Here is a 23,677-nt window from a genome sequence, read left to right on the forward strand (position 1 = left end):
CTTCTGCTTGTTGTTCTTCTGTTGAATAAACTTCCATTCTAACCTCTTATACCAAGCCTGTTAGCAACTCGGCTGCTTGATCTAAATTTAGTGTTTGTTGTTCTTGATGCTCGCGTAAGTGTTTTACAGTCACTTGGTTATTTTCAAGTTCACTGTCACCGATAATCAGTGCGTATACAGCATCGCTTTTATCTGCGCGTTTTAATTGTTTCTTGAAGTTACCGCCACCGGCATGCACTGTAATGCGTATTCCTGGTACTTTTTCACGTAACTTCTCGGCAATAACAGGTGCTTGAATGCTTGCTGCATCACCCATTGCCGCAATGTAAACATCACTGGTGCGACGAATATCGCCAACACGGTCAAGCTCTTGCAACATCAGCACTAAACGCTCCATGCCCATTGCAAAACCCACTGCTGGTGTCGCTTTGCCGCCTAGTTGCTCAACTAAGCCATCGTAACGACCGCCAGCACACACTGTACCTTGTGCACCTAAACTTTCAGTAACCCATTCAAATACAGTGCGGTTGTAGTAATCTAAACCGCGTACCAGTTTTTCATTAACCTGATATTCGATGCCTGCAGCATCTAAACGTTCACATAAATTTGCAAAATGCTGTTGTGACTCTTGGTCTAAGTGTTCAGATAGCTTTGGTGCATTAACTAAAACTGCTTGCACATCAGGGTTTTTACTGTCGAGTACACGTAATGGATTTGAGTGCATACGACGTTTTGAATCTTCGTCTAATGCATCGATATTTTGCTCAAGGTAAGCAACAAGTGCATCACGATATTGCGCGCGCGCTTCGTTTGAGCCAAGTGAGTTAAGCTCTAATCGAACGTGGTCACTAATACCAAATGCTTTCCATAAACGTGCAGTCAAAATAATTACTTCTGCATCGATGTCCGCAGTTTCAAAGCCAAAAACTTCTAAGCCAAATTGGTGAAACTGACGGTAGCGACCTTTTTGAGGTCTTTCGTGGCGGAACATTGGGCCCATATACCAAAGGCGCTGTTCTTGATTATACAGTAAACCATTTTGGTTACCTGCACGCACACATACTGCTGTGCCTTCAGGGCGTAATGTTAGGCTGTCACCATTGCGATCTTCAAAGGTGTACATTTCCTTTTCAACGATATCGGTAACTTCACCAATTGAGCGTTTAAACAAATCAGTTGATTCAACAATTGGAAAACGAATTTCCTGATAACCATACGATGCAACTGTTTCGCGTAAAATGCTTTCAACTTTTTGCCATACCTGAGTATCACCCGGTACACAATCATTCATGCCGCGAACTGCTTGGATTTGTTTTGCCACGCTGCTTTTACCCTATTGCTAATTAAATGCATGGGGCGAATATCGCCCCAGAAAAAAGAAGATTGTCAATTATACTCAACGAGACTACTTACTCAACTAACTTAACGTCTATTTGTTGTTCAGTGTCTTTTTTTGCGATGTAATCACGAATTTGCGTTTCTAGTTGGTCAACAATTTGCGTATTATCAATGCGCGTTTTTTGACGCTCACCGTTGATATATAAACCAGAGCGCTTATTCGCACCCGCTAAACCTAAATCGCTCACCAGTGCTTCGCCCGGACCATTTACCACACAGCCAATAACCGAAACAGTCACCGGTTCAATAACGTCTTCTAAACGCTCTTCGAGCTGATTCATCGTGCTTACTACATCAAATTCTTGACGTGAACAGCTTGGGCAGGCAATAAAATTAATGCCGCGAGAGCGAATACGCAAAGATTTTAAGATATCAAAACCTACTTTGATTTCTTGTACTGGGTCGGCTGCAAGTGAGACACGTAACGTATCACCAATGCCCTCGGCTAGTAACATGCCTAAACCAACCGCAGATTTAACTGAGCCCGCTCTAAAACCACCGGCCTCGGTAATACCTAAATGCAGCGGCTGTTCAATTTCTTTCGCAAGCAATCGATACGCACCAACCGCCAAAAATACATCTGACGCTTTTACCGATACTTTAAAGTTATCGAAATTAAGACGCTTTAAAATATTTACATGACGCATCGCTGATTCAAGCAATGCTTCAGGTGTTGGCTCACCGTATTTTTCTTGGATATCGCGCTCTAGCGACCCACCATTCACGCCAATGCGAATAGGAATGTTCTTTTCGCGTGCAGCATCAACAACCGCTTGAATACGCTCTTCACTGCCGATATTACCTGGGTTAATACGCAAACAATCAGCACCATATTCAGCAACTTTTAACGCAATGCGGTAATCGAAGTGAATGTCCGCAACCAGCGGAATATCAACTTGCTGTTTAATTTCTTTAAATGCTTCAGCCGCGTCCATTGTTGGCACAGAAACACGTACAATATCCGCACCTGCTGCTTGAATTGCATTGATTTGCGCAACCGTAGCCGCGACATCAGTCGTTTCGGTATTGGTCATTGACTGCACGGCAATCGGTGCGCCATCGCCAATTGGCACATTACCTACATAAATGCGTTTTGATTTGCGGCGTTTTATCGGAGATTCTGAAAACATACTTATTACTCACTCAACGGCAGGCTAAATTTGGCGAGTCGATTAGTAGGGAAATGTGACATATCAACTAACTCACCATTAAACTCAACATCAACAATATAGTGCTTGCCCAGCACCACATTAAATGGCGCTTTGCCATCCAATGTCATGACATAGCCTTTTTTCTTAACACCAAATGCGACACGCTCGCCATCGGCATCAAAAATCTCGACCCAGCTATCATCTTTAAACGTCATGACAATAGTACTGACGTTTTTCTTAGTATCGCTTTTCTTTTCAACCACCGCCGGTTTAGCTACTTCTGGCTGCTCAACTGGCGTGGTTTCAGGTTCTTGACTGCTTATTTGCTGAGGTTCGTCATCACTTAATTGTGATATTTCAGCAAGGTTGATTTGATTTGTTGCTTTACGCTCAGTTACAACCGGTACAGTACTATTTTCTTGACTCGGCGTTTCAACCACCGTTTTGCTTGTCTCAGCTTCCGTTGGCGCTGGTTCGCGGTTTTGCCACCAGATAAACAACGATGAACCAAGTATTAGGGCAATAATTGCGTAACTAAAAAGCATTAATCGGTTATCTTTTGCTTCGCGTTCAGTACGTCTTGAAAAGCTTTGCATTCGCTTTTCGGTTTCTTCCCTTTGGTGCCTAAACTGCGACATTAGTTGCGCTTCGTTTAGGTTAAATTCGCGACAGTAACTACGAATATGGCCTTTTACAAAAGTGACGGGCCCTAACTGGCTGTAATCGTCACATTCAATGGCTGAAATTTGTTTTGCTGTTAACTTTAACTTATGTGCCATTTCATCAATTGAAACAGCGTGTTGCTCGCGAGCAGTTGCTAACTGCTCACCTAAACTTGTTATTGGTTCTTGAGCTAATACTTCTTCAGTCATAGTGCGTAAGTTTTAGGATTTACTAACAAGATTTTTTTACCTGGGCTTAATGTTGCCGATTCTTGAATCTCGTTCCACTCAGCAAGCGACTTCATGCGTAAATTGTACTTCACAGAAATACTAAATAAGGTGTCGCCATCTTTAACTAGGTGGTAAATATTCGGGTTGTTAAGATAAATTTTTGTGCCAGCAAAAACCGGATCGTTTTCGGTTAAGCCATTCCATTCAAGTAACTTCGCTAATTTAACATTGTATTTAACCGATACCGAGAACAGATTCTCACCGCCTTTCATAACGTGATAAGGTGTTTCAACCAGCTTATTAAGTGGAATACGTTGTGTAACCGGCGCTTGTTGCTGTGCTTTAGCTTGCGCTACAACCACTTCATTTTTCGCAACTTGTGTAGTTGGCTTAGCAACTTCCACTTTTACTTGTGCTTCAATCTCGGCTTTGCTTGGTGTGACTTCCGCTTGCTCTGGTTGCGCTTTACGTTTAACCACTTTTACTTGTGGCTTGGCAACAACCGATTTACCATCTGGGTTAAGCTCTTTTTTAAGCTTGCTTAACTCATTTTTGCGGTATTTTTCACGTAGACGCTCAAACTCACTGTCAGATGTTTTCTTAAGTTTGATCTGTTGCGCTTCAATTGAATTACTGTAGGTTTGCTGTAGCGTTAATGCCAATGTATTGGCTTTTTCGATATGGCCCATACGATTTTCAATTAAGTATGACAGCATTAACGAGCGTGAAGAAATACGGCCTGATTTTTCATAACGATTCATAAATGTTTGTGCACGATGTAAATCGCTTTTGGCATAATAAATCGCAGATAAGTTAACCAGTGACGAGCCACGCGACGGGCTGTGTTTTACTGAAGCTTCAAGGTATTCTTCCGCCTCATCAAACTCGTTATTTTCAATCGCACATAACGCTAAATTTTCATAACTTTGCGAAACGCGCAGATAGCTTGGAATTTCGATTGCACGCAAAATATATTCCGACGCTTCATCGTACTCACCTAAACCACATAAAAACACGCCATAGTTATTTAGCGTATTTGGATCATCCGGGGCAATATCAATCGCGCGTAAGTAAGACTCTTTAGCAAGTTCATTTTCACCCACTTGCTGATAATAATACGCAGTAGTGTAATGAACTTCAGGTAATTTAGGCGCAAATTTAGCGGCGCGCTCTAAATTATATTTTGCTTGTGTGCTATCGCCAGAAGCTAAGTATTTTAATGCTAATGAAATGCGTGTTCTTGCAGCCTCATCGTTATCAATTCGATTTTCGACAACTGGCTTATCACTTCCAACATAAACACTTTCGGTTACACATCCTGTTGTTGCTAATAGCGCAACACCTACTAATATTGAACGACGCATAGTTATACTCATTTTCTGACAATTATCCCAATTCTACCCGAATTAGCCTCGGGATCATCTTATTTTTTCTAGATCCTTTACGGGTTTACCGTATTGACACTAATTTTGTTATCGTCGAGTTGCTTTTTCTTCATTACACGCTTAGTACGATCCACAACATCACCCACTAACTGACCACATGCGGCATCGATATCATCACCACGTGTACGGCGTACAATACAAGTTAAACCTGCTGCTTGTAACACTTTAGAGAAACGGTCAATACGACTGTTACTTGAACGGCCGTATTCGTTGCCCGGAAACGGGTTAAATGGAATCAAGTTAATTTTTGATGGCGTGCCTTTTAACACTTTAACTAGCTCGTGTGCATGATCAGTGCTGTCATTCACACCTTGCAGCATAACGTACTCAATAGTGATGTCTTTGTTTGCTTTAGAGCCGTCAATATAGCGACGACACGCAGCTAAGAACTCTTCAATTGGGTACTTCTTGTTGATTGGTACAAGTACGTCACGCAATTCGTTATTCGGCGCGTGAAGTGAAATAGCTAATGCAACGTCAATTTTTTCTTTTAAGATATCCAGTGCAGGAACAACGCCTGAGGTACTTAAAGTAACGCGACGCTTAGATAAACCAAATGCCCAATCATCCATCATCAGTTCCATTGCTGGAACAACATTGTTGAGATTAAGTAATGGCTCACCCATGCCCATCATTACCACGTTGGTAACTGGTCGCTTCGTTGAATCGCCATGTAAACCAATATCTTTTGCAACTCGCCAAACTTGGCCAATGATTTCAGACACTTTTAGGTTACGGTTAAAGCCCTGTTGCGCTGTTGAACAGAAAGTACACTCAAGCGCACAGCCAACTTGTGATGAAACACATAATGTTGCACGGTCTTTTTCAGGGATCCACACTGTTTCAACTTCTTGACCACCTTCAAGCACTAATGCGTACTTAATTGTGCCATCTGAAGCCACTTGCTTAACTGAAATTTCAGGCGCTTTAATTTCGCATTCTGCGTGTAGCTTGGCTTTTAGCTTTTTGTTGATATTCGACATTTCATCAAAGTTATCAATGCCGAAATGGTACATCCATTTCATTACCTGATCGCCACGGAACGGCTTTTCACCCCATGAAACAAATAACTCTCGCATTCCTTCACGGGTTAAATCTAATAAATTAATTTTCTTTTCCGCAGCACTCATAACTCAGACCCTAGTACGTAATACAACTTTATATTAGCTGATATATCAACTTTGCTTTACTTTTACATTTGCGCAATCGGCGTATTTAGCCAAGTACCGTAAATTTAAAGCAAAGTTGACACTGTGACTAAAACAGACTGTTTTAGTTCAAAATGACAAGAAAAGGGCTAAAGAGCCCTTTTCTACTGCATTAACCTGAGCTAATGCAAGTTTGTCTACGTCGTTAAAATTAACGAGTACGTGGACAGATTTCTTCGTCAGAGAAGAAGTATGCGATTTCGCGAGCAGCTGATTCTACAGCGTCAGAACCGTGTACTGCGTTCTCGTCGATGCTATCTGCGTAGTCAGCACGTAAAGTACCAGCTAGTGCTTCAGCAGGGTTAGTAGCACCCATGATTTCACGGTTTTTGAGTACTGCGTTCTCACCTTCAAGAACAGTAACCATTACTGGACCAGATGTCATGAACTCAACTAAAGCACCGAAGAAAGGACGCTCGCTGTGCTCAGCGTAGAAACCTTCAGCTTTCTCTTTTGAAAGGTGAACCATTTTAGCTGCAACGATTTTAAGACCAGCAGTTTCGAAACGGTTGTAGATAGCACCGATGTGGTTTTTAGCAACTGCATCAGGTTTTACGATAGAAAAAGTACGCTCTAAAGCCATCTTTTATGCTCCATAAATAATTAATGATTTTAACGGCCGCGAATTATACGCATATTTGTGTGAAAATCCTATTAAAACCGAAAATAATCTGATTACTTTTCCAACAAAGTGAGAAAAATAAACAAACATTATCACCTCAACGCTAATTCAATACAGCCAAACAAAACACCTAGGCTAATTTGATCTATGTCAAAATTCTCAATTTCTCTATGCGTTAGAATTGCCCGCTTTTTAAATCATGCAACTGGCCAGCACCCAGTTCGATGTATGAGGACACTTCAATGAACACACCTTTTGTACCTGAATTACTGTCACCAGCAGGTAGCTTAAAGAACATGCGTTATGCCTTTGCCTATGGCTCTGATGCGGTATATGCCGGTCAACCTCGTTATAGTTTGCGCGTGCGCAATAATGAATTTGACCTTGATAATTTAGCACTCGGGATCAACGAAGCACACGATTTAGGTAAAAAGCTTTATGTGGTGTCAAATATTGCGCCGCATAATGCCAAAGTTAATACCTATTTGCGCGATATTGAACCTGTTATTGAAATGGGCCCCGATGCCTTAATCATGTCAGATCCCGGTTTAATTATGCTGGTACGTGAAAAGTGGCCCGATATGCCAATTCATCTTTCCGTTCAAGCTAATGCAGTAAACTTTGCAACAGTAAAATTTTGGGCCCAACAAGGGGTTGAGCGCGTTATTTTATCGCGTGAGTTATCACTTGAAGAAATTGGCCAAATTCGTGAGTTATGCCCCGAAACCGAGTTAGAAGTATTTGTTCACGGTGCATTATGTATGGCGTACTCTGGTCGTTGTTTGCTGTCTGGTTATATTAATAAGCGCGATCCTAACCAAGGTACCTGTACCAATGCATGTCGTTGGGAATACGATGTAAAGCCGGGTAAAGAGACCGAAACCGGTGATGTTGTGCACAAAATTGATCCAAGTTCAGTGATCCCAACGCTAGGCCAAGGTGCACCAACAAGTGAAGTGTTTATGTTGGAAGAACAAGGCCGCCCTGGCGAATACATGCCTGCGTTTGAAGATGAGCATGGCACTTACATTATGAACTCGAAAGATTTACGTGCAGTGCAATACGTAGATCAGCTAACCAAAATGGGTGTACACAGCTTAAAAATCGAAGGTCGTACTAAGTCGTTTTATTACGTTGCGCGCACCGCTCAAGTTTATCGAAAAGCAATTGACGACGCCGTTGCTGGTAAGCCATTTGATCCTAACTTAATGCGCACCTTAGAAAACCTTGCGCACCGTGGCTATACCGAGGGCTTTTTAAAGCGCCATGTGCACCAAGAATACCAAAACTATGAATACGGTCACTCAGTGTCAGACAAGCAACAGTTTGTTGGTGAAGTATTAGGTCGTCACAACAACGGTTTGGTTGAAATTGATGTTAAGAACAAGTTCTGTACTGGCCATTCAATGGAACTTATGACACCACAAGGCAATATTCAGTTTACCTTAGATCATATGGAAAATAAAAAAGGTGAGCGCATTGATGATGCTAAAGGTTCAGGCCATATTGTAAAAATTCCATTACCGGAAGACATTGAACTTGATAAAGCGATTCTATTAAGGAATTTAGATTCAGACCAAGATACGCGTAATCCTTTTAAAAAGGGCTAGTATCATGGCATTGATGATAAATTCGAAATGTATCAATTGTGATATGTGCGACCCTGAATGCCCTAATCAGGCAATTTACATGGGTGATAAAATTTATCAAATTGATCCAGAAAAATGCACCGAGTGTGTTGGTCATTACGACCAACCAACTTGTGTCAGCGTTTGTCCGATTGACTGTATTAAAAAAGACCCACAGCATGTTGAGTCTCTTGATGAATTAGCCGAAAAGTTTATTCGCCTGACATCAAACTAGTAACAGCAATTACAGATACTTTAGAAAGAAAAAAAACCGAGCATATTTGCTCGGTTTTTTATTATTTTTAATGTGCTAATTAGAGTCAACTGGCTCTAACTGCAATTTGCTGGCAATTAATACCGCTTGCGTGCGATTGTATACACCCAGTTTTCTAAATATTGCCGTGATATGTGCTTTCACTGTGGCTTCTGAAATATTCAGTTCATACGCGATTTGTTTATTTAACAAACCTTCGTGTAAATAGCTTAAAACTTTGTATTGTTGTGGTGTGAGTGATGCAATTTGCTGCGCAAGTTCTGCATCTTGTTCAATCACTTCTTCAACTTTATCAGCCATTGATTCTGGCAACCAAGTTTCACCATCTAGAATTTCTTCGATTGCAGCGGCAATTTGTGCTGAAGATGACGATTTTGGAATAAAACCAAGGGCACCATAACTCATTACTTTTGAAACGATTTGAATGTCTTCTGTGCCAGAAACAACGGCAATCGGTAAATCGGGGTAATCTTCACGAATACGAATTAAACCATATAAATCGCCACTGCCAGGCATATGTAAGTCTAGTAATAATAAATCGAGCTCTTGTTGTTGTTCTAGTACTTGCAGCGTCGTATCAAAGCTCTCAGATTCAAATATCTCTAAATCATCGAAACTGCCGTTTAAAGCCCCTTTAAGTGCTTCGCGAAACAAAGGGTGATCATCCGCTATCAAAAACTTGCTCATATATGACTCCTAATAAAAAGGCTGTTATCCCTGATAACAGCCTTAATGTTACTGTGAGTTTAATTGATTCACAAACCTTTTAGCGGTTTAGACGGTTTTCAATTAGCTCCTCTACAACACTTGGATCGGCAAGTGTTGATGTATCACCTAGCTGTTGGTATTCATTTGCTGCGATCTTACGTAAAATACGGCGCATAATCTTACCTGAACGTGTTTTTGGCAAACCTGGTGACCATTGGATCATATCTGGTGTTGCTATTGGGCTAAGCTCTTTACGAACCCAATTACGTACCTCTTTGGTTAATTCGTCGCTTACTGCTACGCCATCATTCGGCGTAATATAAACGTAAATACCTTGGCCCTTAATATCATGTGGGAAACCAACAACTGCCGCTTCAGCAACCGCTTCATGTGCAACTAACGCGCTTTCAATCTCAGCTGTACCTAAGCGGTGACCCGAAACATTCAGTACATCATCTACGCGGCCTGTGATCCAGTAGTAACCATCTTCATCACGACGACAACCATCACCGGTAAAGTAAACGCCCGGGTATGCTGAGAAATAAGTCTGTTCAAAGCGCTCATGGTCACCGTACACAGTACGTGCTTGTGACGGCCAGCTATCAAGAATAACTAGGTTACCTTCTGTTGCACCTTGTAATGTTTTACCCTCAGCATCAAATAACGCAGGCAAAATACCAAAGAATGGACGTGTTGCTGAGCCTGGTTTTAAATCTGTTGCACCTGGTAGTGGCGTAATCATCATACCGCCAGTTTCAGTTTGCCACCATGTATCAACGATTGGACAATTACTGTTACCAATATTTTCATAATACCAAGCCCATGCTTCTGGGTTAATTGGCTCACCTACTGAACCTAAAATACGCAGTGATTCACGTGTAGAAGAAGCTGTTGGCTCATCGCCTTTCGCCATTAACGCACGAATAGCTGTTGGTGCAGTATATAGAATAGTAACGTTATGTTTATCAACTACTTCACCCATACGACCTGATGTTGGATAGGTTGGTACACCTTCAAATACAACCTGAGTACAACCATTCGCCAGTGGCCCATAGGCAATGTAACTGTGACCTGTGATCCAGCCCACATCTGCGCTACACCAGAAAACATCATCTTCTTGTAAATCGAAAACATATTGATGCGTAAGCGAAGTATAAACTAAATAACCTGCGGTGCTATGCACAACGCCTTTAGGTTGACCTGTTGAACCTGAGGTATAAAGAATAAATAACGGATCTTCGGCATCCATTACTTCTGGCTCGCAGTTTGTTGCTTGGTCAGCAACTAAATCATGCCACCAAACATCTACATCATTCCATGCTACATCGCCACCTGTAAGCTGGTGCACAACAACGTGTTCAACACTTGTAACGCCAGCTTGCGTTAATGCTTCATCAACGTTTGCTTTTAATGGAACGGCATTACCACCGCGTCGACCGTGATCTGATGTTATAACCACTTTCGCACCAGAATCTTGAATACGGTCTGCAATTGCTGAAGGAGAGAAACCACCAAACACAACTGAATGCACTGCACCAATACGAGCACATGCTTGCATTGCATATATTGCTTGTGGCGTCATAGGCATATAAATCGCAACGCGGTCGCCCTTTTGCACGCCTAGCTTACGTAAACCATTTGCTAGTTTACACACTTCATCATGAAGTTGCTGATAAGTAATATTTTCTGAATGCTCAGGGTTGTCACCTTCCCAGATAAGCGCAACTTTATCGGCTTTATCTTTTAAGTGACGGTCAATACAGTTATAAGACACATTCAGTTGACCATCTTCATACCAACGGATATCAACATGGCCTTTATCAAATGAGGTATTTTTAACTTTGGTATACGGCTTAATCCAGTCTAGTCGCTTACCTTGCTCACCCCAAAATGCTTCTGGGTCGTCAATCGACCATTGATATAGTTCGTTATATTTTGCTTCGTCAATTAACGCTGCTTCTTTAACAGACGCTGGTACTGGGTAAATTTCTTGTGACATGAGTGCCCCTTTCTTAACTTTGTTGCTAGTCGCCTAAATGCAACCTAGACCAATACCCTCAAGCATTACTCAGCTAGGTGGTATAAAGAATTAGACCTTAGTAGCATCTTAATTCAAATATAGAGAGTACTTAATCAAGAACATCTTTTTAACAACTCCAATTATTACTGCTATCTCAATTACTTTTATTATTCATAATATTAAATTTTTATTTTGCGATTTACCGCTATCTACGACTATATTTTTTAACGAATTATTCACAAATACAACTAGTTTCATGGGTTTTAATGGAATTAACACACTGTTTAAGCCCGTTTAGCTATACCTTAGTCGTATAGACCAATAGGTAATTGAGCAAAATCTGAACATAGCCAACAGTGAAGATGTTAACTTAATCGGGATACAGTTATGAAAAACAATAAACTAACAACAATAGCGCTCAGCGTTTTAGCAGTATTGTTCGGTACTTCAGCCCATGCGGGTGTATTAGAGTCTACAGATGTAAAATATGGTGGTTATGTAAAGCTTGACGCAATGTGGAGTGATTGGTCCGCTGGTACAGTAGGTGGCACGAGCATTGGTCGTGATTTTTATGTGCCAAGCACCACTCCTGTGGGTGGCGACGCAGATACAGACCCTGTATTTGATATGCATGCACGTCAATCACGTTTTAACTTGGCAACATCAACTAAATTAGACAACGGCGAATCAATTAACACCAAAATTGAGCTCGATTTTATTGCGTCGCCAGGTGGTAATGAGCGTGTATCAAATTCTTATGCGCCGCGTATTCGTCAAGCATTTGTAACGTATAATGGCTTCTTGTTTGGTCAAGCGTGGTCAAACTTCCAAAACGTTAGCGCATTACCAGAAACACTTGATTTCGTCGGCCCTGCTGAAGGTACTGTGTTCGTGCGCCAAGCGATGATTAAGTACACTTCAGGCGGCTTTTCTGTATCGGCAGAAAACCCTGAAAGCACTATTACCACAGCAGGTGGTATGCGCAACGAAACCGACGACTCTAGCCTACCAGATATCACAGCTCGCTATACCTTTAAAGGCGATTGGGGTCACTTCACTGTTGCGGGTCTTGCAAGACAACTTACTTATAAAGCAGGCGGTGCAGATGCATCAACATCATCATTTGGTGTGAGCGCGTCAGGTCGCGTTAACTTTGGTAAGAATAATTTAAAATACATGGTCACAGCAGGTAGTGGTTTAGGGCGTTACGTTGGTTTAAATGTCGCACATGGTGCAGTGCTTGATGGCAATGATTTAGATGCGATTGACTCAGTTTCGGGCTTTGTTGGTTATCAACACCACTGGAATGAAAAGTTACGTTCAACTTTCCTTGCGTCATATTTTAGTGCTGATAATAACCAAAACTTGTTAAATATCACTGGCGACCCAACAAAAACATCAATGAGTTACAGTGCAAACTTGCTTTATTCTCCTGAGAAAAAACTTACTTTTGGTGTTGAATACAAAGTAGGTGAACGCGAAACCGAAAGTGGTGTTGATGGCGATATCAACCGCTTACAGCTTTCAGCTAAGTATGCTTTCTAAAGCCTACTTGCTAACTTTATAACTTAGATTGCTTCCTAAGTTGTTGTCAGTAATAAGCGACCAATTGGTCGCTTATTTTTTAGTTAATTAACAGTCACTTCCTGCCCGATAAAAACGACACAGTATTTTTCAATACAGTTAACCAAGTGTTTGCTTCGCTAAAAAAATCACCTAATAAGTAAAATTAATACTACCTTTGACCTTCACCAAAAAAGTAAATTAGCGAAAAATTATATGCAGTGTCGTTGTTACTGTATTTACTATTGAAGAAACGTTTAGCGTCTAACTGAAGAGCAAAATTGTTGTTAATTTGGTAATGCATACCTAGTCCTGCATTTAACGCAAATGTACTGTCACCATCATCTTCATTATTTTTTGCATACAACATTTCACCAGCGCCTGCGCTAACAAACGGGCGAAAGCTACTATCGCTGTTAAAGTAATAGTTTGCACCCACATTAAATTGTTCAAATGTTTGGTCACCTGAACCAATTTCTCGCGGTAGTTGACCTTTTAAATAATCAAGTTTCATAGAGAATCGCGGTGAAAAATACAGACCTAAATTCCAGCCATTGGCAACATCTTGCTCTAAACCCCAATGCTCACCTGGATTTAAGCTGCCGTAATTTAGACCAAGGCCTATTACGCCGATATCAACAGGGTCTTTTTTACTAATATAATTTTTTTGATAAGTAGGTGCTTGCTGTGCTTTACCTGAACCAAGTTGATAGTGCACATTAAGTTGTACTTGGTCTTCATACTCACCCGTTGGTAGTTGCATCTTCGCAAAGTTAATGCCACCGGTACCCGCTTTAACCACTTCCATATCAAACAGGTTGTTAATGCCCTTACCCGCAGCATCAATTGGATCAAGTAAAAATAGCGACACATCACCTAAGGTTTTTGAGCCCCACACTTCTCCGCCGGTGCTACGAATTTCCATTTCTGTTTGGTATGCCCATTCGCCGTAAGCCCAACCTAATACCGGTGTAATCACTAAATCTTGCATTGACGGTATTTCAGCAAACCCTTCAATACCGTATTCCCAATAAAATGTGCTCATAGTGAATGCGTATAAAAACGAATCCCACTGGCGATAGCCTGACTTACGTGCAACTTGGTAATAAACACCACCAAAATACGGGTGCCCAATCCAGTTGAGCCACCAAACGTCGCGGTCCCATGTCGGACCTTCTTTTACATTGTCAGTCCACTTAGAAAATACGCCGTTTTCCTTATCCCATTTCGAGATATCTTCTGGCAACATTAAAATCAAACCAGCAACACCAAAACCATATGCCATTACCGATTGGGTTTGCGACCATAAACGTTCGCGATCTTGACCGTGATTATCTGAGAATAAGTTTATTTGATAAGGTGACTGATAAAAGTCATCGGGAATATCTTTTAGATTCCAATCGCTATTACTCGGTAAATTATAGGTTTTAACTTCAACCGAGGTAATGTCATCTTTAAGCTGGGTATTTAACTGTTTTTGCTCTTCCTGATTAGCAAAAAGAGGTTGAGTCATCACTGATGAAAACAGTGCTAACTTAATCATACGATTGAGCATTTTCATAGACTGTGTGTGCGTCCGTTCTTGGGTAAGCTGCAAAAAGGCGGCTATTTTAGCTGCTTTTGTAATTTAAGACACTTAATGTTAGCAAAAAATTGTAAACATCAATGCAAAAAGGCCACATTAGTGGCCTTTTTCGTCGTTTAGCTTACTTTATAGTTCAGCGTCATCCGCAGCTAAACTTTGCGTTTCACCTTCTTCAGGTTTAATTGTCGCTTGTAGCAATAACATTTCACGTAGTTTCTGCTCAATTTCATTGGCAATTTCCACATTCTCTTTTAAGAACTTAATAGAGTTTGCTTTACCTTGACCAATTTTGCTGCCTTTGTAGCTAAACCATGCACCCGCTTTATCAACTAGATTATGCTTAACACCTAAGTCAATTAGCTCGCCCTCTTTCGAGATACCTTGGCCATACATGATAATGAATTCAGCTTGTTTAAACGGCGGCGCAACCTTGTTCTTAACAATCTTAACGCGTGTTTCATTACCAACTATTTCATCGCCTTCTTTCACCGAACCGGTACGACGAATATCAATACGTACTGATGAATAGAATTTAAGTGCGTTACCACCTGTTGTAGTTTCTGGGTTACCAAACATAACACCAATTTTCATACGGATTTGGTTGATGAAAATACACAGTGTATTTGAGCGTTTGATATTCGCAGTTAATTTACGTAATGCTTGCGACATTAGACGAGCTTGAAGACCAACGTGAGTATCACCCATATCACCTTCAATTTCCGCCTTCGGTGTTAGTGCAGCTACAGAGTCAACAATCACTACATCAACAGCACCTGAGCGTACTAGCATATCGCAGATTTCTAACGCTTGCTCACCAGTATCTGGCTGAGAAACTAATAACTCGTCAACATTTACACCTAGCTTTTCAGCATAAACTGGGTCTAGTGCGTGTTCAGCATCAACGAAAGCACATGTTTTGCCTTCTTTTTGCGCTGCCGCAATTACCTGTAGTGTTAATGTTGTTTTACCTGAAGATTCTGGACCATAAATCTCAACGATACGACCTGTTGGTAAACCACCTATACCAAGTGCAATATCAATACCCAGTGAACCTGTTGAAATAGCTTCAACATCTAGCGCTTGGCTATCGCCTAATTTCATAATTGAGCCTTTACCAAATTGGCGTTCAATTTGTGATAGCGCAGCTGTTAGGGCTTTTTGTTTATTATCGTCCATTTGACTCTCCGAATCTGTGTTATGCAGCAAAGTATACTGTATAGATTAACAGTATCAAGTGTTTTTTATTAATTAATTAGCTCAATTGCTTTTTTCAATGAATATTCAATCACTTGCAATCTAACCTCGCTACGATTGCCTGCGAACAAACAGTGTCCAACTGATAGTTTATCCAGTACTTTTACCGCAATCCATACAGTACCAACTGGTTTATCTTTTGTACCACCTCCTGGGCCTGCGATGCCAGAAACAGCAATAGCAACGTCAGCGTTAGTTGCATTTATTGCCCCATCTGCCATCTGCTCGATAGTTTCTTTACTTACTGCACCAAATTGTTCAAGTATTTCTTGCTTAACCCCAAGTAACTCGTGCTTAGCATCATTACTGTAAGTGACAAAACAACGATCAATATAAGCTGAACTTCCCGCAGTATCGGTTAACGCATAACTAATGCCACCACCAGTACACGATTCAGCAGTAGTGATCCAAAGCTTTTTATTCGTTAAACTAGCACCTAACTTTGCCGCTAGCTCAGAAATATGAGCGGGTAATATCATTTTTACACCTTTTACATAACAACTATTAGTCAATTATGCCGTTAGATTTATATTCAGACCATACTATCAGCCAACAAACGCCAATGATGCAGCAATACTTAAAAATTAAGGCTGAACATCGGGATATATTAGTCTTCTATCGCATGGGTGACTTTTACGAACTGTTTTTTGATGATGCCAAACGTGCCGCAGAATTACTCGATATTTCGCAAACTCATCGCGGCAAAGCCGGAGGCGACCCTATTCCAATGGCGGGGGTGCCTTATCATGCAGTTGAAAACTACCTAGCGCGCCTAGTGCAAATGGGCGAATCTGTTGCCATATGTGAGCAAGTTGGCGATCCTGCCACCAGCAAAGGACCAGTAGAGCGCAAAGTAGTACGCATTATTACGCCGGGTACCATTTCTGATGAAGCCTTATTAAAAGAGCGCCAAGACAACTTGTTATGCGCGGTATCGCATAGCGATAAAGGTGCATACGGCATTGCTTATTTGGATATCAACTCAGGTCGTTTTCGCATTTTACAAGTCGATACCGACGAAGCGCTAAATTCATGCTTGCAACGCATTTCACCCGCTGAACTACTCTACCCTGAAACCTTTGAAAATTTAGCGCTGATAGAACAGTGTAATGGCCTGCGCCGCCGCCCTATTTGGGAGTTCGATTTAGACAGCGCCAAAACAGCGCTTAACAAGCAGTTTGGTACCAAAGATCTTGTTGGTTTCGGCGTTGAAAACGCACATTTAGCATTACAAGCCGCAGGCTGTTTAATGCAATATGTAAAAGACACTCAGCGCACTGCATTGCCACACCTTAATGCAATTGGTCTGGAGCAAAATGAGCAAAATGTCATTCTGGATGCTGCAACCCGTAAAAACTTAGAGCTGACCGTCAATTTATCGGGCGGGTTTGATAATACCTTGGCACAAGTACTTGATAAAACAGCAACGCCTATGGGCTCTCGTTTACTTAAACGTCGCCTGCATAGCCCTATTCGCGACCAGCAAGAGCTTAACAACCGCCTTGATGCACTCGGTGAAATCCACGACTTAGCAATTAGTTTTGAACTACACGATACGCTTAAACAAGTCGGTGACTTAGAGCGTATTATTGCGCGCTTGGCATTACGTTCAGCAAGACCACGTGATTTATCACGTTTACGTTTAGCGCTACAAACACTGCACCCTATTCACGACCTATTAAATGATGCGAATAGCACGCGCTTAAAACAAATCAAGCACGCCACACCGATTTTAACTGAACTTCAAGACCTACTTGAACACGCTATTATCGACAATCCTCCAGTACTAATTCGCGATGGTGGTGTTATTGCCCCTGGTTATAACGCAGAACTCGACCAGTGGCGTAACCTTAGCAAAGGTGCAACCGATATTCTTGAGCAAATGGAAATTCGCGAACGCGAACGCACTGGCATTGCCACACTAAAAATTAGCTACAACAAGGTGCATGGCTATTACATAGAAGTCAGTAAGGCCAACGCTAACCTTGTACCGGCAGATTACGTGCGCCGTCAAACACTAAAAAATAACGAACGCTATATTATTCCTGAACTAAAAGAGCACGAAGACAAAGTTCTTAACAGCCAGTCAAATGCATTGGCACTTGAAAAGCGTCTGTATGAAGAATTGTTCGACATTATTTCACCACAAATTGACGTACTGCAAAAAATGGCTGCGGCGCTCAGTGAATTGGATGTTATTAATAACCTTGCAGAACGTGCTGAGTCTCTCGATTATGTTAGGCCCAACCTTAGTGAAGACAACTGCATCGATATTAAAGGCGGCCGTCACCCTGTGGTTGAGTTTGTTATGCAACAACCATTTATTGCCAACCCAACTTACCTTGATGATAAGCGCAAAATGTTAATTATTACCGGGCCAAATATGGGTGGTAAATCAACCTATATGCGTCAAACTGCGTTAATCGTATTAATGGCACATATTGGTTGTTATATTCCAGCAGAGTCTGCCATCATAGGTATTACCGACCGTATTTTTACACGTATTGGCGCTAGCGATGACCTCGCATCAGGTCGCTCAACTTTCATGGTAGAAATGACGGAAACCGCCAACATTCTTAATAATGCTACCGAAAACTCACTGGTATTAATGGATGAAATTGGCCGCGGTACCAGTACTTACGATGGTCTATCACTGGCATGGGCAACAGCCGAGTATTTAGCGAAGAATATCGCTGCGAAAACACTGTTTGCAACGCACTATTTTGAATTGACCGAACTTGTTGACCAGCTGGAAATTTTAGCCAACGTGCATCTAGATGCAATTGAATACCAAGATACCATAGCGTTTAAACACACAGTGCTTGATGGCGCAGCAAGTAAAAGCTTTGGTTTACAAGTAGCGGGCCTTGCAGGTGTGCCAAAGGCGGTTATTAACCGTGCCAAACAAAAGCTTTCATTGTTGGAGCAGCATCAAAGTGTCAGTGAAATGCCGCTTAACAATGAGGCAAATACGCAAATATCACAGCAGGCCAGTTTATTTGATACGCCTAATCCTGTGATTGAAACCTTAGACACTGTTGACCCGAACGATTTAACCCCGCGTCAAGCACTTGATTTAGTGTTTAAACTGAAACAACTGGCAAAAAGTAGCTAACTCGCGTTTAAGCTAGCTAGTTTCTAGCTAACCAAAACTCGGATTAGTTACTTTAATTTAGAGCAGAGCTTGTCCTTTTTCTGACAAGCTCACTTTAACCCCGTGATAGAACTCTATTTCTTGGTGTAATAAACTGTCTTGCGTCGATATATTGAGGTACTCTCGCATTTCTTCAATCTGACACCAAAAACTTAAATCCCCCATAAACGGGACTTCTTCCAAATCTTGATTTGCACCAAACAACTGCGCTAACGACAAAGTTTGTCCGTTTAAACAATCCAAAACCTGCCACTGTGTGCGGTTTAAACCGCTATCATCAGGTTGCTCTTGTAAGAACCGTTGAACCGAAGTTTTAAGATTGGGCCAGTGTTTAAAATCGAGCGTTAAACAGCCTTCTAATGCAGCTAAATCGGTTGTCAGTGCTTGCCACACCCTAGTTGCTAATTCAAAAAATGGCTCACTTGGACTAAAGCGGGTTTTATAATACTGTGCAACTTGGGCTGCCTCTAATTCACGCGGAGGTAAATGATCAGATAATAAAACCACGAACAGATTACGTGTGGTGTTAAATTTCGCCCGATACCAAGCAATAAACTGTAAGCCAATCAAACTATCAAACAGCTCTGGCGTTAACCACAAGGTGACTTCATCGCTGTCTTCTATGACATTTAATTTATCGTTACGCGCGTCAAACTTAGCCTGCACGTCTTTGAGCGGTAAACAAAAATAATCCGCTAAAAATGCAGCGCGATAATCGCTCATCACTGGCAGTGAAACTTCAGCGCTAATAGGACCATGATGCAGCACATCTTGCCACGCAATAAATTGCCCTTGAATGCCAATGCGCTTTAAAAAAAGGTTTGCGCTGTCACCATTAGTAATATGATACATAAACTAACCTCATCGACTGATAGTTGTTTGTTCTAATCCACTAAATAATATTCAACACTCGAAACCACGCGCACACGTTTAATATGTGGCGAGTTAGAATCTCGGTCTGAAATACTAAACTGCCCTTGGCGTGCAGATTTAATTTTACCTAAGGTGGATTTTGAATCGGTGGCAAATTTTTCAGCAACTTCGCGTGCTTTTTCTGTTGCTTGTTGGATCATCTCCGGCTTGATGTCATTTAAGCCAGTAAAAATGTACTGTACTTTAGCGTCGTAGCGATCGCTTGAGATGGCAATGCCTTGTTTTGCAAGTTGCGTTACTTTAGTTAATGCGTGGCGCACTTTTTCTGGCTCGTGGCTATAAACCGTAATGCTCGACATCACAAAATAACGCATTTGGCCTTTTTCTAATTGCGCGTAAGGCTGCGCTAGCTTGTCTGCAACATTAGGCGGCGATACTGAAACTACTTCGTCGCTAAAACCATGTAACGCTAAAAACGCACGTACCGCTTGATTTTTAGCCTCTAGTTCATCAATCAACTTTGTTAAGTCGTTACCCGCAAGTGAATAATTAATCGGCCAAATAACGGTGTTTGCCATCACTTCTTTTTCTGCCAATCCTTTTACCGCCACACTGCGGTCGAGGGTTTTAAACTCTACAATGCCTTGTTTTAACAACAAGCTGGCAATAATAATAGCCAGTGCAAAGATTATCGTACTGGTTAACGATTGTTTATTCATGGTTATCTACCCTATGTTTATCCTTGCCAAAGTATTCAGGCGTTTGCGTTGACAGTACTTTAAGCGGCTGCGATGACGTTACCTTAACACCATGGGGTGTATTTTCATCAATCTTTACAAAATCGCCTTTTTTAATTGTGAAGGTTTTATCACCGAGCTGCATTTGCCCTTCACCATCGACAATATAAACCATCTCACTGTGCTCTTTATGAATATGCAGTGGTACTGACTTTTTAACATAGATCAGAAATTGGCTTGCATCTTGGTTGCTAGTTAGCGGCACAACTTTTATGTTGTCCAAATCACTTGGTGCAACCATTTGCTCAAGATTGATAGGTGCTGCGCTAATAGCAGCGCTCAGCAGCAGTAGAGTCATATTTATTAGTCCATATTTATGCCCTGTTGAGCATAACAAGACCCTGTTTTATATCAAGTATCTAACAACATTATTGCTTTATACTTGTAAACGAATTTTATAAGATAGCAACAACTCAACTGTGGTGAAACGCGATGACGGTAAAAAGGATAAGTCAATTTTTCAACCCTAAATCAGTGGCAGTTATTGGTGCGTCAAACCGTACCAATCGCGCGGGTTACGTGGTGATGCGCAACTTGTTGCAAGGCGGTTTTAATGGCCCGATTATGCCAGTAACGCCAAAATATAAGGCAGTTCATGGCGTGCTTGCTTACCCAACAATAGACGCCCTACCACAAGTGCCCGATTTAGCCGTTATTTGCACCAGTAAAGACCGTTGCTGTCAAATCGTTGAACAACTCGGTAGCAAAGGCTGCAAAAATGCCGTCATTATCGCATCGGGCATTGATAAAGATTTAAAGCACGCACTTATCGAAACCGCACGCAAAGCTAATGTAAATATACTCGGGCCAAATAGCCTTGGATTATTAATCCCGCGTATCGGACTTAACGCAAGTTTCTCCCATATGGTCGCTAAGCCCGGAAAAATAGCTTTCGTGTCGCAATCTGCCGCAGTTTGCTCAACAATTCTCGACTGGGCACAAACAAAAGACATTGGCTTTTCATATTTTGTCTCGGTGGGCGATTGTGGCGATATTGATTTTGATGAATTGGTCGATTTTTTAGGGCGTGATGCCAATACCCAAGCGATCTTGCTGTATATCGACAATATTGAACATACCCGTCAATTTATTTCCGCTGCACGAGCCGCTGCGTTCAGTAAACCCGTCATTGCAATAAAAACCGGAAAAACCGCCGCAGGCGCAGATGCTGCTATGGCGCACACCGGTGGCAACCAAGGTTCCGATGCGGTATATGATGCGATGTTTCAGCGTGCCGGTATGCTGCGCGTAAATGACTTACGCGAACTGTTTGCCGCAACACAAACCTTAGCACTGCACCCTAAACTATTAAAACAAGAAGCCCTGACCATTTTAACCAATGGCGGCGGACCAGGTGTAATGTCTGTAGATACCTTGATCCAAAGCTCGGGCAAACTTGCTGAACTTTCGAAAGAAACCATTACTAAATTAAATCAGGTATTGCCTCAGCACACCTCGTTCGCCAACCCTGTTGATATTTACGGCGATTCCGATCCGTGGCGCTATCAGAAGGCGGTCGAAATTTTAGTGCAAGCACCAGAGGTTGATAATTTACTCATTTTACATAGCCCATCGGCATTGGCACCCAGTGAAGAGTTTGCCAAAATCATCTCAGAAACCGTTAATAAAGTGCCTAAAATGCAGCGCCCGTATGTAATGACCAACTTTATGGGCGAAACGGCAGCCTATGAAGCGCGTAAAGTTTGCCAAGCAGCGGGCATTCCCACTTACCGCACACCAGAAGGTGCAGTAGCGGCTTACATGCATTTAATTCAGTATCGTCGTAACCAAAAGCACTTAACGCAAACACCAGAATCCCTATTAGATTCAGACCATATTCACACGGAGCAAGCTGGCAAACTAATAAGCGGCTACTTGCAAGGGAAGCGACACTACCTACCGACTCATGATGCAGCAGCACTGCTTGAGTGCTATCAGATTAACTGCATTGCAACTGAGCATGCTTTTACACCTAGCGAAGCGCGCGAGCTAGCCGAGAGCATTGGCTTTCCGGTTGCGCTTAAATTAGTAAGCCCTAACATTCCATCTAAGTCTGATGTTGGTGGTGTCGTATTAAACTTAAACGATGGCGTTGAAGTTGAGCAAACAGCATTTAATATGCTACTGCGAATTAATGAAACTTACCCAGATGCCAAAATTGATGGTTTTGCGCTACAAAAAATGGCAACCCGTGCTGGCGGTCAAGAGCTGCGCATAGCAGTTAAAACAGATGCTAATTTTGGCCCAGTTATTTTACTCGGCGAAGCCGGTACAGCTCTTAACTTTGACCTAGCAGCGGTTGCTCTGCCACCGCTAAATATGAATCTAGCCAAGTACTTAATTGCTGCAGCAAGCGATAAAGGGTTTATCAAAGAAAAGCATTTACCAACCAAAATCGACAAGTACACTCTGTGCGCTATGCTTACTCGCGTATCACAAATGGTGGTTGAAAATCCCGACATCAAATCACTTGAGCTTAACCCAGTACTGGCTTTACAAGGTAAATTTTTAGTACTCGATGCGGCTATTGAACTAGAAAAATACCAAGCATCAAGTCGCGCAAAACGCTTAGCAATAAAACCTTATCCAAAAGAGCTTGAGCAAAGTATTACCCTTAAAGATGGATCAGCTGCGATATTAAGACCAATTCGTCCAGAAGATGAAGAAGCGCATCGAGAGTTTGATAATCAGCTAACCAAAGAAGATAGATACAAACGTTTCTTTGGTGAAATGCCACAATTTAGCCATGAGCAATTAGCTAAAATGACGCAAATTGATTACGACCGCGAAATGGCGTTTATCGTTACGCAACGACGCGACGATAAATGGCAAACACTTGGTGTGTCGCGTGTTTTAATGGACCCTGATAACCTTGTTGCCGAGTTTGCCGTAGTTGTGCGCTCCGACCTAAAAGGGCTTGGGCTTGGTCGTATTCTAATGCAATCGGTGATTAATCATTGTAAACGCCAAAATGTGCAAAAAATTGAAGGCCTTACCTTACCTGAAAACGGTGGCATGATTGGCTTGTCGGAAAAACTAGGCTTTAAAGTCACGCGTGATTTCGAAGAAGGTACGGTTATTATGACAATGCCACTTAACTAAGA

At 41.8% G+C, this 23,677-nt stretch carries 19 protein-coding genes; 5 read left to right on the forward strand and 14 right to left on the reverse strand.

Going from position 1 to position 23,677, the window contains the following annotated elements; genetic code table 11:
• Nucleotides 1-46: 46 nt before the first annotated feature.
• The 6 genes from hisS to ndk all read right to left on the reverse strand — a co-directional run bounded on the left by hisS (nucleotide 47) and on the right by ndk (nucleotide 6,678).
• Nucleotides 47-1,321: a histidine--tRNA ligase gene (gene hisS / locus AN214_RS10405; RefSeq protein ID WP_054979678.1), complete on the reverse strand. Its 1,275-nt coding sequence runs from the start codon at nucleotides 1,319-1,321 to the stop codon at nucleotides 47-49.
• An 88-nt stretch (nucleotides 1,322-1,409) separates the two neighbouring features.
• Complete coding sequence (gene ispG / locus AN214_RS10410) at nucleotides 1,410-2,528, reverse strand: flavodoxin-dependent (E)-4-hydroxy-3-methylbut-2-enyl-diphosphate synthase (RefSeq protein ID WP_010560879.1); 1,119 nt, start codon at nucleotides 2,526-2,528, stop codon at nucleotides 1,410-1,412.
• A gap of 5 nt (nucleotides 2,529-2,533) precedes the next feature.
• Nucleotides 2,534-3,421: a RodZ domain-containing protein gene (locus AN214_RS10415; protein ID WP_054979679.1), complete on the reverse strand. Its 888-nt coding sequence runs from the start codon at nucleotides 3,419-3,421 to the stop codon at nucleotides 2,534-2,536.
• Nucleotides 3,418-4,806 carry a type IV pilus biogenesis/stability protein PilW gene (pilW, locus tag AN214_RS10420; RefSeq protein WP_054979680.1) on the reverse strand — a complete coding sequence of 463 codons (1,389 nt, stop codon included), beginning with the start codon at nucleotides 4,804-4,806 and terminating at the stop codon, nucleotides 3,418-3,420. The genes AN214_RS10415 and pilW overlap by 4 nt, the downstream gene beginning before the upstream one ends.
• Before the next feature lie 77 nt (nucleotides 4,807-4,883).
• Nucleotides 4,884-6,017 (reverse strand): bifunctional tRNA (adenosine(37)-C2)-methyltransferase TrmG/ribosomal RNA large subunit methyltransferase RlmN, encoded by a 1,134-nt coding sequence (locus AN214_RS10425; RefSeq protein ID WP_010560882.1) that lies wholly within the window; start codon nucleotides 6,015-6,017, stop codon nucleotides 4,884-4,886.
• Between the two features lie 229 nt (nucleotides 6,018-6,246).
• Complete coding sequence (gene ndk, locus AN214_RS10430) at nucleotides 6,247-6,678, reverse strand: nucleoside-diphosphate kinase (protein WP_010560883.1); 432 nt, start codon at nucleotides 6,676-6,678, stop codon at nucleotides 6,247-6,249.
• Between the two features lie 281 nt (nucleotides 6,679-6,959).
• Between ndk and yegQ the strand changes: the two genes are divergently transcribed.
• Both yegQ and AN214_RS10440 read left to right on the forward strand, forming a co-directional pair.
• Nucleotides 6,960-8,327 carry a tRNA 5-hydroxyuridine modification protein YegQ gene (yegQ, locus tag AN214_RS10435; protein WP_054979681.1) on the forward strand — a complete coding sequence of 456 codons (1,368 nt, stop codon included), beginning with the start codon at nucleotides 6,960-6,962 and terminating at the stop codon, nucleotides 8,325-8,327.
• 4 nt (nucleotides 8,328-8,331) lie between these two features.
• Nucleotides 8,332-8,580: a YfhL family 4Fe-4S dicluster ferredoxin gene (locus AN214_RS10440; RefSeq protein WP_054979682.1), complete on the forward strand. Its 249-nt coding sequence runs from the start codon at nucleotides 8,332-8,334 to the stop codon at nucleotides 8,578-8,580.
• 75 nt (nucleotides 8,581-8,655) lie between these two features.
• Here AN214_RS10440 and AN214_RS10445 read toward each other — a convergent pair whose 3' ends face one another.
• Together AN214_RS10445 and acs are read right to left on the reverse strand one after the other, a co-directional pair.
• Entirely contained in the window at nucleotides 8,656-9,306 is a 651-nt protein-coding gene (locus tag AN214_RS10445) for a response regulator transcription factor (RefSeq protein WP_010560886.1), read from the reverse strand.
• Nucleotides 9,307-9,385: 79 nt separating this feature from the next.
• The gene (gene acs / locus AN214_RS10450) at nucleotides 9,386-11,326 is read right to left on the reverse strand and encodes an acetate--CoA ligase (RefSeq protein WP_054979683.1); all 1,941 of its coding nucleotides are present in this window, start codon (nucleotides 11,324-11,326) and stop codon (nucleotides 9,386-9,388) included.
• Between the two features lie 408 nt (nucleotides 11,327-11,734).
• Between acs and AN214_RS10455 the strand changes: the two genes are divergently transcribed.
• The gene (locus tag AN214_RS10455; RefSeq protein WP_054979684.1) at nucleotides 11,735-12,892 is read left to right on the forward strand and encodes a DcaP family trimeric outer membrane transporter; all 1,158 of its coding nucleotides are present in this window, start codon (nucleotides 11,735-11,737) and stop codon (nucleotides 12,890-12,892) included.
• A 190-nt stretch (nucleotides 12,893-13,082) separates the two neighbouring features.
• On the opposite strand, the gene AN214_RS10460 is transcribed toward AN214_RS10455, so the two are convergent.
• The 3 genes from AN214_RS10460 to AN214_RS10470 all read right to left on the reverse strand — a co-directional run bounded on the left by AN214_RS10460 (nucleotide 13,083) and on the right by AN214_RS10470 (nucleotide 16,228).
• Complete coding sequence (locus AN214_RS10460) at nucleotides 13,083-14,453, reverse strand: DUF3943 domain-containing protein (RefSeq protein ID WP_235576739.1); 1,371 nt, start codon at nucleotides 14,451-14,453, stop codon at nucleotides 13,083-13,085.
• Nucleotides 14,454-14,621: 168 nt separating this feature from the next.
• Nucleotides 14,622-15,671, reverse strand: coding sequence for a recombinase RecA (recA, locus tag AN214_RS10465; protein ID WP_010560890.1), 1,050 nt, complete (start codon nucleotides 15,669-15,671; stop codon nucleotides 14,622-14,624).
• 68 nt (nucleotides 15,672-15,739) lie between these two features.
• A complete protein-coding gene (locus AN214_RS10470; protein ID WP_054979686.1) occupies nucleotides 15,740-16,228 on the reverse strand; it encodes a CinA family protein in 489 nt (162 codons plus the stop codon).
• Nucleotides 16,229-16,263: 35 nt separating this feature from the next.
• Between AN214_RS10470 and mutS the strand changes: the two genes are divergently transcribed.
• Entirely contained in the window at nucleotides 16,264-18,864 is a 2,601-nt protein-coding gene (mutS, locus tag AN214_RS10475; protein ID WP_054979687.1) for a DNA mismatch repair protein MutS, read from the forward strand.
• Between the two features lie 57 nt (nucleotides 18,865-18,921).
• Here mutS and AN214_RS10480 read toward each other — a convergent pair whose 3' ends face one another.
• The 3 genes from AN214_RS10480 to AN214_RS10490 are packed head-to-tail and all read right to left on the reverse strand — an operon-like array spanning nucleotide 18,922 to nucleotide 20,871.
• Nucleotides 18,922-19,755, reverse strand: coding sequence for a DUF1835 domain-containing protein (locus AN214_RS10480; protein ID WP_054979688.1), 834 nt, complete (start codon nucleotides 19,753-19,755; stop codon nucleotides 18,922-18,924).
• A 32-nt stretch (nucleotides 19,756-19,787) separates the two neighbouring features.
• Nucleotides 19,788-20,495, reverse strand: a complete 708-nt coding sequence (locus AN214_RS10485) for an SIMPL domain-containing protein (RefSeq protein WP_054979689.1) — start codon at nucleotides 20,493-20,495, stop codon at nucleotides 19,788-19,790.
• On the reverse strand, nucleotides 20,488-20,871 hold the full coding sequence (locus tag AN214_RS10490) for a cupin domain-containing protein (RefSeq protein ID WP_054979690.1): 384 nt from the start codon (nucleotides 20,869-20,871) through the stop codon (nucleotides 20,488-20,490). The genes AN214_RS10485 and AN214_RS10490 overlap by 8 nt, the downstream gene beginning before the upstream one ends.
• Nucleotides 20,872-21,005: 134 nt before the next feature.
• On the opposite strand from AN214_RS10490, the gene AN214_RS10495 reads away from it, so the two are divergent.
• Nucleotides 21,006-23,675 carry a bifunctional acetate--CoA ligase family protein/GNAT family N-acetyltransferase gene (locus AN214_RS10495; RefSeq protein ID WP_054979691.1) on the forward strand — a complete coding sequence of 890 codons (2,670 nt, stop codon included), beginning with the start codon at nucleotides 21,006-21,008 and terminating at the stop codon, nucleotides 23,673-23,675.
• Nucleotides 23,676-23,677 lie beyond the last annotated feature (2 nt).

The organism is Pseudoalteromonas sp. P1-9, from assembly GCF_001399975.1.
Lineage (GTDB): Bacteria > Pseudomonadota > Gammaproteobacteria > Enterobacterales > Alteromonadaceae > Pseudoalteromonas.